The 12,386-nt window shown below is 70.7% G+C and carries 7 protein-coding genes; 3 read left to right on the forward strand and 4 right to left on the reverse strand.

What is annotated here, in order from left to right; all coding sequences use genetic code 11:
- Nucleotides 1-4: 4 nt before the first annotated feature.
- Both argF and QHF83_RS08030 read right to left on the reverse strand, forming a co-directional pair.
- Nucleotides 5-967, reverse strand: coding sequence for an ornithine carbamoyltransferase (gene argF / locus QHF83_RS08025; RefSeq protein WP_282417166.1), 963 nt, complete (start codon nt 965-967; stop codon nt 5-7).
- Nucleotides 964-2,217 (reverse strand): aspartate aminotransferase family protein, encoded by a 1,254-nt coding sequence (locus QHF83_RS08030; protein ID WP_282417167.1) that lies wholly within the window; start codon nt 2,215-2,217, stop codon nt 964-966. The genes argF and QHF83_RS08030 overlap by 4 nt, the downstream gene beginning before the upstream one ends.
- Before the next feature lie 129 nt (nt 2,218-2,346).
- Between QHF83_RS08030 and grpE the strand changes: the two genes are divergently transcribed.
- The 3 genes from grpE to QHF83_RS08045 all read left to right on the forward strand — a co-directional run bounded on the left by grpE (nt 2,347) and on the right by QHF83_RS08045 (nt 8,941).
- On the forward strand, nt 2,347-2,952 hold the full coding sequence (gene grpE, locus QHF83_RS08035) for a nucleotide exchange factor GrpE (RefSeq protein WP_282417168.1): 606 nt from the start codon (nt 2,347-2,349) through the stop codon (nt 2,950-2,952).
- An 85-nt stretch (nt 2,953-3,037) separates the two neighbouring features.
- A complete protein-coding gene (dnaK, locus tag QHF83_RS08040; protein WP_282417169.1) occupies nt 3,038-4,885 on the forward strand; it encodes a molecular chaperone DnaK in 1,848 nt (615 codons plus the stop codon).
- An 87-nt stretch (nt 4,886-4,972) separates the two neighbouring features.
- Entirely contained in the window at nt 4,973-8,941 is a 3,969-nt protein-coding gene (locus QHF83_RS08045; protein ID WP_282417170.1) for a serine/threonine-protein kinase, read from the forward strand.
- 16 nt (nt 8,942-8,957) lie between these two features.
- On the opposite strand, the gene QHF83_RS08050 is transcribed toward QHF83_RS08045, so the two are convergent.
- Both QHF83_RS08050 and dnaA read right to left on the reverse strand, forming a co-directional pair.
- Complete coding sequence (locus QHF83_RS08050) at nt 8,958-10,571, reverse strand: thioredoxin-like domain-containing protein (protein WP_282417171.1); 1,614 nt, start codon at nt 10,569-10,571, stop codon at nt 8,958-8,960.
- A gap of 53 nt (nt 10,572-10,624) precedes the next feature.
- Entirely contained in the window at nt 10,625-12,085 is a 1,461-nt protein-coding gene (gene dnaA / locus QHF83_RS08055; protein ID WP_282417172.1) for a chromosomal replication initiator protein DnaA, read from the reverse strand.
- Between the last annotated feature and the right edge of the window lie 301 nt (nt 12,086-12,386).

Consider the following 12,386-nt stretch of genomic DNA (forward strand, 5'->3'; position numbering starts at 1 on the left):
AGCCTCAGCCTGCCGCGCCGCCGCGGCCGACAGCGTACGGCGGCGGGCCGAAGCCCGGCCCGAGCGCGGCCCATTCGAGCAGCGCCTTGCTCGTGTGCAGCCGCGACTCGACGGCGTCCCACACGAAGCTCCGCGGGCCTTCGAGCACGTCGGCGTCAATCTCCTCGCCGCGATGCGCGGGCAGGCAGTGCAGCACCACGACCTCGGGCGAGGCGAGCGAGACGAGCTCCTGTGTGATGCGGTAAGGCGAGAGCGCGCCGATGCGGTACTCGCGCTCGTCTTCCTGACCCATGCTGACCCACACGTCCGTGAGCAGGACGTCGGCATCCTTCGCGGCCTCGCGCGCGTCGCTCGTGATCGTGACGCGACCGCCGCGAGCGCGCGCCTCCTCGACCTCGGACAAGGGCGGGGCGAAGGCGGCCGGCGTCGCGAGCGTGATGTCGAGCTCGAGCAGGCCCGCGGCCTCGATCCACGAGCGGGCCACGTTGCTCGCGTCGCCGACCCAGCAGATGCGCAGGCCCTCGAGCCGTCCGCGCGCCTCGCGCGTCGTGTGCAGATCGGCGAGGACCTGCATCGGGTGCGCGTCGTCGGTGAGCGCGTTCAGCACGGGCGCGCGGCAGGCGCGGGCCATGGCCTCGAAGCGCGCCGTGGTGCTCGTGCGGTACGTGACGGCGGAGACCATGCGGCCGAGCACACGCGCGGTGTCCTCGGTGGGCTCGCCGCGGCTCATCTGCGTGGAGTCGGGCGTGACGATGATCGGGTGGCCGCCGAGCTCGTAGGTCGCGACCTCGAGCGAGAGGCGCGTGCGGGTCGAGGGCTTGTCGAAGAGGAGGGCGACGGCGTGGCCGGCGAGCGGTCGCGGGTGTTCGGCCTTGCCTCGCACGCGAGCGAAAAAGGCCGAGCGATCCAGCATGGCGACGATGCCGCCTTCCCCGAGGTCCGAGAGTCGAATCAGATCACGCTTCACGGCTTCATCTCCGCGAGCACACGGCCCGTGATGGCAATAGCTTCATCGATCTCGGCCTCGCGCACGACGAGCGGAGGCGTATAGCGGAGCGTGCTCGCGCCGGCGACCGTGAGGAGCAGGCCCTCTGCGCGGGCGCGGCCGAGGACGGCGCGCGTGTCGACGCCTTGCGCGAGCGTGAGGCCTTGCAAGAGGCCGCGGCCGCGTTGCCCCGTGCAGAGCGTGGGGTGCTCGTTCACGAGCGCCGTGAGGCCCTCGGCGAGGCGTTTTCCCTTGGTGACGGCGCCTTCGATGAGCTTCTCCTCGTCGAGGACGGCGAGCACGGTGCGCGCGGCCCGCGACGCGAGCGCGTTTCCGCCGAACGTCGAGCCGTGCGTGCCTGGCGTGAGCGCGCCGTTCAGCCGCTCCTTGATGAGGAGCGCGCCGATCGGAAAACCGCCGCCGAGGCCCTTGGCGAGCGCGATCGCGTCGCCCTCGACGCCGTCGTGCTGCGTGCCGAGGAAGGCGCCCGTGCGGCCGATTCCCGTCTGCACCTCATCGAGACAGAGGAGCGCGCCGTGCTCGTCGCAGAGGCTGCGCAGGCCGGGGAGAAAGCCTTGCGGCGGCGGGATCACGCCGCCCTCGCCTTGCACGGGCTCGACGAAGATCGCCGCGACGTCCGGGCCCATGGCGGCTTTCACCGCGTCGAGATCGCCGTACGGAACGTGCGTGACGCCTGCGAGCGGCGGGCCGAACCCTTCGCGGTACTTCGGCGTACCGGTGAGCGCGACGGCGCCCATCGTGCGGCCGTGGAACGCGTTGTCGAAGGCGATGATGCGGTAGCGCTCGGGCTGGCCTTTCGTGAAGAAGTACCGGCGCGCGAGCTTGAGCATCGCCTCGTTCGCCTCGGCGCCCGAGTTGCAGAAGAAGGCGCGGTCCATGCCGCTCCTCTTGCAAAGCTCGTCGGCGAGGCGCGCGTTCTCGGCGTTGTAGAAGTAGTTCGACACGTGCATCAGCCGCGCGGCCTGCTCGGCGATGGCGGCGACGAGGCGCGGGTGCGCGTGGCCGAGCGAGCAGACCGCGACGCCGGCGCAGAAGTCGAGGTAACGACGTCCCTCGGTGTCCCAGACCTCGGAGCCCTTGCCTCGATCGAGGACGAACGGGGCCTGGCGGTAGTTGCCCACGAGCCTGCGCTCGGCGAGGGGAAGGAGGTCTTCGGGTTCGAGCAGCTCGGCGATGGGGCTCTCGGCTCCGTACGCGGGGGCGAGGGTCATGCGAGGCGATCTACGCCGACCGCCCCGCCGGGGCAAATGCCACGCGCGGCCCGCGCGACGTAGCTCGGCCCGTCAGGTGGGGCGGCCCCGTTGCCAGTCGATCTTGGGAGGTTATAGTGGCCCGCACCCATGTCCGAAGCCGAGTCCACGACGAAGTCTGCCCAGGATCCGAACGGTCAAAACGGCGAAGCGACGAACGGCGAGCAGCCGTCGGCCGCGGCGGAGCCACAGGCTCCTCCGACGCCCACGGCGGAGCAGCGCCTCGCAGACGCCCTGGCCGAGGCCGCCCGGACGCGTGATCAGCTCCTCCGCACGGCGGCCGATTTCGACAATTTCCGCAAGCGCTCGCGGCGCGAGGTCGACGACGCCCACCGGCGCGGCCGAGAGACCACGGTGAAGGAGCTCCTGCCCGTCTTCGACAATTTCGAGCGCGCGCTCGTGCACGCCGAGGGCTCCGCCGACGCGAAGGCCGTGGCCGAGGGCCTGCGGATGGTGCTCAAGCAGTTCCTCGATACGCTGGAGAAGATGGGGATCCAGCGCGTCGTCGCCGTCGGTCAGCCCTTCGATCCCGCGCAGCACGAGGCCATCCAGCACCTCGAATCGCCCGAGCATCCGGCCGGCGTGGTCCTGCACGAGGTGCAGCCCGGTTATCGCATGGGGGACTACCTCGTCCGCCCGGCGATGGTCGTCGTTTCGAAGGGCCCGCCCGGCGGCGGCGCGGCCGCGGCGAGCTGATCTCCCTCGGACGGCACGCAAAACCTGGGCTCGTGGTCCACCGAGGACCATCGTTCGCCGCGTCTTTGATATCCTCGCCCCCGCCATGGGAAGGATCGTCGGCATCGACCTCGGGACCACCAACTCGTGCGTGGCCGTCGTCGACGTGGCGTCGGCTTCGTCGGCGAGCGACGTCAAGGTGATCCCCAACGCCGAGGGCGCGCGGACGACGCCCTCGGTCGTCGCCATCGTCGCGAGTGGCGAGCGGCTCGTCGGGCAAGTCGCCCGCAGGCAGGCCGTGACGAACCCGCAGAGCACGGTCTACGCGGTCAAACGCCTGATGGGGCGCAAGATCGACACGCCCGACGTCGAGCGCGCCGCCTCGCTCGTGCCGTACCCGATCGTGCGGGCGCCGAACGGCGACGCGTGGGTCGACCTCCGCGGCAAGGCGCATTCGCCGCCCGAGGTCAGCGCGATGATCCTCGCGCAGATGAAGGAGACCGCCGAGCGCTTCCTCGGCGAGGAGGTCACCGAGGCGGTGGTCACGGTCCCCGCGTACTTCGACGACGCGCAACGGCAAGCGACGAAGGACGCGGGCAGGATCGCGGGCCTCGAGGTGCGCCGCATCATCAACGAGCCCACGGCAGCGGCGCTCGCGTACGGGCTCGACAAGAAGGCCGCGGGCGCCGAGACGATCGCGGTCTACGACCTCGGCGGCGGCACGTTCGACATCTCGATCCTCGAGATCAGCGGCGGCGTCTTCAACGTGAAGGCGACGGGCGGCGACACGCACCTCGGCGGCGAGGACTTCGACGGGCGGCTGATGGACATGCTCGTCGGCGAGTTCCAGCTCGAGTTCGGCGTGGATCTGCGCACGGACCGGATGGCGATGCAGCGCTTGAAGGAGGCCGCGGAGAAGGCCAAGCACGAGCTCAGCTCGTCGCTCGAGACGCAGATCAACCTGCCCTTCATCGCGGTCGGACCCGACGGCGCGCCGCTCCACCTCGAACGATCGATGCAACGCAACGAGCTCGAGATGCTCACGCAGGACCTCGTGGAGCGCACGATCGAGGTCTCGCGTGACGTCCTCCGGGACGCGCAGGTCTCGCCGAGCGCGATCCAGACCGTGGTGCTCGTCGGCGGCATGACGCGGATGCCGGCGGTGCAGGCGGCCGTGAAGGAGCTCTTCCGCAAGGAGCCGTGCAAGGGCGTGAACCCCGACGAGGTCGTGGCCGTGGGCGCGGCGCTCCAGGCGGCGGCGCTCTCGGGGCAGGCCGACGAGATCCTCCTGCTCGACGTCACGCCGCTCTCGCTCGGCGTGGAGACGGGCGGCGGCATCATGACCAAGCTCATTCCGCGCAACACCACGATCCCCACCTCGCGCGGCGAGATCTTCACGACGAGCCTCGACCGGCAGACGTACGTGCCGATCCACGTGCTGCAGGGCGAGCGCGAGATGGCCGCCGACAACCAGAGCCTCGCGCGCTTCGATCTCACGGGCATCCCGCCCGCGCCGCGCGGCGTGCCGAAGATCCAGGTCGTCTTCCACATCGACGAGGATGGGATCGTGCACGTCGAGGCCACGGACCTCGGTACGCGCCGGGCGCAGAAGGTGCGCGTCACGCCGACGAGCGGGCTCGCGCCGTCGGAGGTCGAGCGGCTCGTCGGCGAGGCCGAAAAATTCCGTGAGGAAGATACGAAGCGGCGTGATCGTGCCGAGCTCAAGAACCAGTCCGAGACCCTGCTCTACACGACCGAGCAAGCCATCGAGGCGTACGCCGAGCTCGTCGACGAGGCGACGCTCTCCCGCGCGCGCGAGGGCTGCGTGATCCTGCGCAAGCTGCTCGACGAGGACGCGTCGAGCAGCGACCTGAAAGGCGCGTACGGCAAGCTCGAGGCCGCGGCCTATCTCCTCTCGGAGGCGATCTACGGCGGCAGCGCCGGCAGCGCGTGAGCTCGGATTTCGGCTTGGTTTGGGGTCCCCGGATACGAGCGAGGTGGTAGGATTCGGTTCCGCCGCGGGCATGCTCGGGGGACGAACTTGGAGAGACAGTTCGGGCGTTATGTGCTCCTCGAGCGACTTGGCGCCGGGGGGATGGCCGAAGTCTGGAAGGCGAAGAGCTTCGGCGCCTTGGGCTTCGAAAAGACGCTGGCGCTGAAGCGCATCTTGCCGGAGCTCGCGCGCGAGCCCGAGCTGCTCGAGATGTTCGTGCACGAGGCGAAGCTCTCGGTACGGCTCTCGCACGCGAACATCGTGCAGGTCTTCGACCTCGGCCGCGTCGAGCAGGAGGGCGAGCCGCCGGGCTACTACATCGCGATGGAGTACGTCGCGGGGCTCGATCTCGCGACGCTTCTCGCGCGATGTCGACGGACGAAGACGCGGCTGCCATTCGGGCTGGCGGTGTTCGTCGCGGCCGAGGTGGCGAAGGCGCTCGACCACGCGCACCGCAGGCGCGATGAGCAAGGAAAACCGCTCGGCATCGTGCATCGCGACGTCTCGCCGCAGAACATCCTCGTCTCGTGGGAAGGCGAGGTGAAGGTCACGGACTTCGGCATCGCGAAGGCCATGGGGTTGGGGGCGCAGCTCGGCTTGTCCGAGCGTAGCCCCCAAGCGTCGAACGACCTGATGCGCGAGGACGAGCCGGCAGGCGGGTCGGTGCTGCGCGTCCGCGGAAAACTCTCGTACATGAGCCCCGAGCAGTCGCTCGCGCAGCCGCTCGACGGGCGCAGTGATCTGTTCTCACTCGGCACGGTGCTCTACGAGCTCGTCGCGGGGACGAACCCGTTCGCCGGCGCGGGGGACGCCGAGACGCTGCGGCGTGTGCGCGCGGCCGAAGCGCCGCCGCTCGAGATCGCCCGGCCCGAGGTGCCGCGGGAGCTCGCCGCGATCGTGCGACGCCTGCTCACGCGTCGGCCCGAGGATCGCGTGCACGACGCAGGTCGTCTGCACGAGCTGCTCCTCGGGTACTTCTATGCGACCGGGGATCGTTTTGGCTCAAACGATCTCGCGGAGCTCGTCGCGCCGTTCCAGGACGAGGCGAGGAAGGCGCCGGAGATCGAGGCAGGCTCGGTGCTCGGGGACCCGCAAGGCACGGAGCAGGAGCGCACGCCGGTCGAGGTGCCGACGACGTCGGCGTCGCTGAGGGTCGCGGCGGAGAACGTCGCGACCGCGAATTTCGTGGAGCCCGTGGGCGAGCGGCGCGAGGGGACGGTGCTCGTCGTCGCGGCGACGTGCCGCATCCCAGCGCTGCCGTTCGAAGTGGAGGGCGCGCGCGAGGTGATCACGCGGTACGGCGGGGTGATCCTGGAGCAGGAGGCCTCGCAGGTCGTGGCGCTGTTCGGGCTCGAAGACGCGGACGGGCGCGACACGGAGGCGGCTGTCCGTGCGGCGCTCGTGATCCTTCGTGCTCAAAAGGGTCGTGGCGCGTCGGCGGGCGTGCACGTGGGCCGTGTGCTCGTGGATGCGCGCGGCGTGCCGATCGTCGACGCGCGGCTCGGGACGCTGGTCACGCAGGCGCAGGGGCTCGCGCGCGCGGTCACGGAGCAGGTCGCGGTGTCGCACCCGGCGGCGCGGATCGTGCGCGCGGCGTTCGCGTTCGACGAGCTGCCGGGCGGACCAGGCTCGGTACCGGAAGGCGGACGCGTGATCACCTCGGCGCGGCCGCCGATCGGCGCGAGCGGCAAGTTCGTCGGTCGTCAGGAGGAGCTGCGCCGCATCGGCGAGCTCCTCGCGGCCGCGACCCGCAAACGCGCGCAGGTGATCACGGTCCTCGGCGAGAAGGGCATCGGCAAGTCGCGGCTCTGCGCCGAGATCGAGCGGCGGCTCGGGCGCGGCAACTGGTCCGTGGGGTTTTACGCGGCGAGCTGCCCGCCGAGCGGAGCGGAGCTTCCGTGGAGCGGTCTGCAGGCGATGCTGCAGGTGCTCTGCGGTGTGCAGGAGGGCGACGGCGAGCAGGCGATCCTCGCGACCTTGCCGCGGCTTCGCGCGCTCGGTCTGCAAGAGGAGGAGTCGTCGGCGGTGCTGCGCCAGCTCGGCGCGCGGCTCGGCGATCGTCCGTCGCGCCCGGTGGGCGGGATGGGGACGGCGCTGCGCGCGGCGTTCACGCGCATGGTGCACAAGCTCTGCGAGGATCGGATTCACTGCTTCGCGTGGGACGACGCGCAGGCGATGGACGCGGCGACGGCGGAGGCGATCGCGAGCGTGGCGAGCCGCAACGAGGGCGCGGCGTCGAACATCCGCGCGGTGTTCATGCTGGCGACACGCACGGCGCCGCCGAGCGTGCTCTTGCCCCTCGCGCGTCATCACGTGGTCGCGCTCGGTCCGCTCGGCGCCGAGGAGAGCGAGCGGCTCGTGGCGGAGCGGATCGGCGTGCGCGCGGCGCCCCGCGAGCTCACCGCGTTCTGTCGCGAGCGCGCCGCGGGGCATCCGCTCTTCATCGAGGAGCTGTTGAAGGAGCTCGTCGACGCGCGCGCCGTGGAGGTCGAGGACGGCCGCGTTCGTCTGCGGCTCGACGGCGCGCGCGCCGTGCCACGAGCGCTGCGCGCGCTCATGGAGGCGCGCGTGAGCCGCCTCCCGCAGCACGAGCGTGGAGCGCTGAACGCCGCGGCGATCCTCGGCGATCCGGTGCACACGCAGGTGCTCGCGGCGCTGCTCGGCGAGAGTTTTTCCGTCGTCGATCGAGGGATCGGCGAGCTCGTCGCGCGCGGCTTCTTGCGCGCGGCCGGCGCCGCGGAGGTGAGCTTCCCGTCGCCGATGCACGGTGAGATCGTCCTCGACACGATCCCGCACGAGGCGCGGCGTGATCTGCACGGCAAGGCGGCCGAGGCGTACCGCGCCGTCTTCGGCCACGAGGTCGCGGAGCCGCACGGCGAGCGCGTCGGCAACCACCTCTACCACGCGGGCGATCGCGATCGCGCCGCCACGTTTTACGCGCGTGCGGCCTCGCGTCGCGTGCGCCTTTACCAGCTCGAACCCGGCATCCGCCTCTTGCTCCGCGCGATCGATCTCGCCGACCTCGACCGGCGCCCCGCGACCGAGATCGCGGCATGGCTGCGTGAGCTCTGCGTCGCGGTCCTGCCCGTCCGCGCGGCGCCCTCGCTGGAGGATCTTTCCGCGCGGGCGCTGCGTCGCATCGATGCCGCGGGCACGCTCGAACAGCGTGTCGCGGCGCGGGTCGACGTCGCGCGCGCGCTCGGCGCCGTGAACCGCTTCGATCGGGCGTACGCGGAGATCGACGTCGCGTTCAAGCTCGCCGCGGAGAACGACGAGCTTCAGCGTCGCGCGCTCGTCGCGGAGATCGATCTCGGCGCGCGGAGCGGAGATTTCGCCCGCGCGGCGCGCGCCGCCGATCGGCTCGAAGCCATGGGGCCAGCCGAGGATCCGCGCATACTCCTCGCCATCGCCCACGTGCGCGCCGCGACCGGCGTCGCCGCGGCGGCGCTGCTCGCCATCGATCGCGCCGAGGCTAAGAGCCCGATCGGCGACCTCACGCTCGCGAGCGAGCGCGAGAAGGAGCGCGTGCTCGTGTACGCATTCATGCGTGATTTCCGCGCCGCGGCGGAGGCCTCCGCGCGCGCCGTCGAGCTCGCTCGTGCCGCGGGGCTGCGCGCCGAGATGGCGGCGTCCTTGCACAACCTCGGCGACACGACGCGGCGCCTCGGCGACTTTCCACGCGCGTACGCCACGCTCACCGAGTCCCTCCAGATCGCCGAGGAGGCAGGCTACGAGCGCATCGCATCGCTCAACCGCGTCCACCTCGCGTACCTCGACGGGCGGAGCGGCAAGCCTGGCGCCGAGACGCGGATCCGCGAGCTCGTGAAGTACGCGGAAGCGCGCGGCTACCACGCCGATGCGCTCGAAGGCCGCTCGCTCCTCGCCTCGCTGCTCACCGAAGGGGGCGCGCGTGACGAGGCGCGGCACGAGCTCGAGCTCGTGCTCCGCATGGCCGAAGCCTATGGCAACGGCTTCATCGCCGACGACGCGCGCGAGGCGCTCGCGAAGCTCGGCTAGCTCGGTCGGTTCACGTTCACGGCGCCCTGGGAGGCGTGAGTCCCGTGAGGGCGACGGGCGCGGCCTCGCCGCTGCCGGTGATCGCGCGCCGGACGATGCGGCTCTTGTTCGTGTCGGCGATGACGAGGTCCTTGCCGGAGACCGTGATCCCCGCCGGCTCGGCGAGGCCCGTGAGCACCGTGCGTGTCGTGCCTTTGACCGGGTCCACGCGCTTGACCTTGCCGTTGTACGAGTCGGCGACCCAGAGCGCGCCTTGTCCGTACGTCATGCCGATCGGGTGCTGCAGCCGCGCCTTCGCGGCCTCGCCGTCGACGTCGCCGAACACGAAGAGGTCGACGCCGATCACGGTGCGCACGTTGGCCGTCGCGAAGTCGATCGCGCGCACGCTCGACGTCTCGCTGTCGAGCACGAACAAGCTCTTCTCGTCCGTGGCGAGCGCGCTCGGCTGGGCGAACGCGGCGCTCGGGGCCGGCCCGTCCTCGCGCGCCTCCCGTCCGCTGCCCGCGTAAAGGCGCACCGTGCGCATCTTCGGATCGAAGACCGCGATCTGATGCGAGCCGGCGAGCGCGACGTAGATCGATCCTTTGTAGTGCAACAGATCCCACGGAGAACGCAGCGGGGCCGTTCGCGCGGTGTGCTCCTGCGGCACGAGCGGCTCCGTGCCGATCACGCCCGTGCCGGCGACGGTCGTGACCTCTCGCGTGCGCCGGTCGATCTTGCGGATCAGGTGGTTGCCCGTATCGGCGACGTAGAGATCCGAGCCGACCTCCGTGAGTCCCTGCGGCCGCTGAAACGTCGCGCTCTCCGCGACCCCGTCCTTCGCGCCCGCCTCGCCCGCGCCGAACACGGCCTCCACCGCGCCCGCGGCGTTCGTCAGCACGATGCGGTGATGACCCGTATCGGCGATGGCGAGGCCGCCGTCCTGCAGCGCGAGCACCTTGCCCGGGTATCGCAAGACGCCTGCGGGCCCGCGATCGGGCCGCAGCCCTTCGATGGGCGCCTTCGCGAGCACGCTCGCGGCCCGCCCTTCGGCGAGCGCTTCTTCGACCGCGCCGTTGAGCTCGCCTGGATCCGGCTCGCCCGATCCGACCCACGCGAGCCTGCCTTCCGCGTCGATCACCGCGACCGTGGGCCACGCGCGCACGCCCCACGCGTCCCAGATCGTCATGTTCGCGTCGACGGCGACGGGGTGGACGATCTCCAGATCACGCAGCGTGTCGCGCAGGCGCGCCGCGTTCTTCTCCTCGTCGAACTTGGGCGAGTGCACGCCCACGACGAGCACCGGATCCTTCGCGAAACGGCGCTCGATCGCGGCCAGCGTGGGCAGCGTTTGCAGGCAGTTGATGCAGCAGCTCGTCCAGAAGTCGACCACCACCACGTGCCCGCGCAGCGCGTCGCGTCGCAGCGGCCGATCCACGTTGAGCCACGCCGTCGCGCCGTTCCACTCGGGGATCGAAGGCCGATCGCCCGGCGGCAAGAGCAAGCTCTCCTTGGGCCCGCTCGCCTCCTTCGGCATCGCCTCGACGACGGGCAGCTCGACCTTCGGGGCAGGCTTCGTGGCGGGCGCGGAGGGAGGGGACGTGCACGCGTTCGTGGCGACGAGCAGCGCAAAGGGTGGGATCCAGCGCATGACCCCAGTCTACGCGCGGCGGGCCTTTGGGGATGCCGCGCCCTCTTGGGCGCTCAGGAATCGCCGGCGAGCTTGCGCTCCAGGGCTTCGAGGTGGGCACGGACCTGGGGGTCGGTGTCGCGCTGGGCCTCGATCTTCCGGACGGCGCTCATCACGGTCGTATGGTCGCGATTGCCGAAGGCGCGGCCGATTTCGGGGAACGAGACCTTGAGCCGCTGCTTGCACAGGTACATCGCCACGTGCCGCGCGAAGGCGATGCTCTTGTGGCGATCCTTGGACGTCAAATCGATCGAGCGAAGGTGGAAATGGTGGCAGACCGCGCGCTGAATGTCCTCGACGCTCATGATCGAGGCGCGCGGCGTGGCGGCCGTGATCTCGGCGCGGGCGAAGGCGAGATCCACGGGGCGGCCGGTGAGGGAGGACTTGGCGGCGAGGCGGATCAGCGTGCCTTCGAGTTCGCGCACGTTCGAGCGGATCACCTGGGCGAGGTAGAGCGCGACGTCGTCGGGAAGGACGATGCCTTCGAGCGCGGCTTTGTTGCGCACGATGGCCACGCGCGTCTCGAGCTCCGGGGCCTGGATGTCGGCGACGAGGCCCCACGAGAAGCGCGAGACGAGCCGCTCTTCCATGCGCTCGAGGTTCTGCGGGTACTTGTCACTCGTCACGACGATCTGCCGATCGAGGCCGTGGAGCGCGTTGAACGTGTGAAAGAACTCTTCCTGCGTCTGCTCGCGGCCGGCGAGGAACTGGATGTCGTCGACGAGGAGCAGGTCGCAGTGGACGCGGTACTTCGCGCGGAAGTCGTCCATTCGGTGGTGCTGGATCGCCGTGATGAAGTCGTTCGTGAAGCGCTCGGCGGAGACGTAGATGATGCGGGCGCCGGGGCGCTCGTCGAGGACGCGGTGCGCGATCGCGTGGACGAGGTGGGTCTTGCCGAGGCCGGTGCCGCCGCAGATGAAGAGGGGGTTGTACCGCCTGCCGCCGCCGCCCGCGGCCGCGATCGCGGCGGCGTGGGCGAGCTGGTTCGAGGGGCCGACGACGAACGTCGCGAAGGTGTGCTTCGGGTTCAGGTCATCGGGCAGGGCAGGCCTGCGCTGCGGCGCGGGCGCGGGCGCCGGGGCGCGCGGCTCGGCAGAGGCGGGCGCGCTCGGGGACGCGGGCGCGGGCGCGCTCGGCGGATTCGTCGAGGGGCGCACGACGAGGGAGCGGGGGCGCACGGGCGGCATTTGCGGGACGTTCGCGATGGGCGCCTCGAGGTGCTGGTCGATGGTCCAGGCGACCTGAACGCTCCAGCCGGTGAGCTCACGGATCTTGTCGGTGATCGTGGGCAGGAAATTGGTCTTCACCCACTCGAGGACGAACTCGTTCTGCACCCTGAGCGAGAGGACCCCGTCGGTGAGGTCGTCGAACTGCACGCCGCCGAACCACTGATCGAACGTCGCAGGGGAAAGCCCGCGCGTATGCTCGATCGCCCGTTCGAAAATCGCTCGCGATTCGTCTCTCGAAGTGGTCATTCCAGCCCAGAAATCGCTGCGAATACAGTGCCGCGGCGATCCTCGTGCAGGACCGCCCCCAAGTTTTCCACAACCCGCATCCGCGATTCGTCTCGCTATCGTGCGGAATCAATACGGGAAGTTTACTTCCCGTATTGAATTCCCCGCGTTGTCCACAGGATATCCACAGAATGCCGAGGGGAACGCATGCTGTGGGCGCGAAGGGCACGATCAGGGGCCTGCGGCCCGGCGACGTCTCGGGGCTCGCCCGGCTCGGGGATGGGGGTCGACCCGCGTGGGTGACCCGCCCATTTCCAGGGGG

This window comes from Polyangium sp. 15x6, from assembly GCF_029960785.1.
Lineage (GTDB): Bacteria > Myxococcota_A > Polyangia > Polyangiales > Polyangiaceae > Polyangium.

Bases quoted from the DNA above. Each gene is read 5' to 3' on its own strand.
- dnaK (WP_282417169.1), top strand. From the start codon at position 3,038: ATGGGAAGGATCGTCGGCATCGACCTCGGGACCACCAACTCGTGCGTG.
- grpE (WP_282417168.1), top strand. From the start codon at position 2,347: ATGTCCGAAGCCGAGTCCACGACGAAGTCTGCCCAGGATCCGAACGGT.
- QHF83_RS08030 (WP_282417167.1), bottom strand. From the start codon at position 2,217: ATGACCCTCGCCCCCGCGTACGGAGCCGAGAGCCCCATCGCCGAGCTG.
- dnaA (WP_282417172.1), bottom strand. From the start codon at position 12,085: ATGACCACTTCGAGAGACGAATCGCGAGCGATTTTCGAACGGGCGATC.
- QHF83_RS08050 (WP_282417171.1), bottom strand. From the start codon at position 10,571: ATGCGCTGGATCCCACCCTTTGCGCTGCTCGTCGCCACGAACGCGTGC.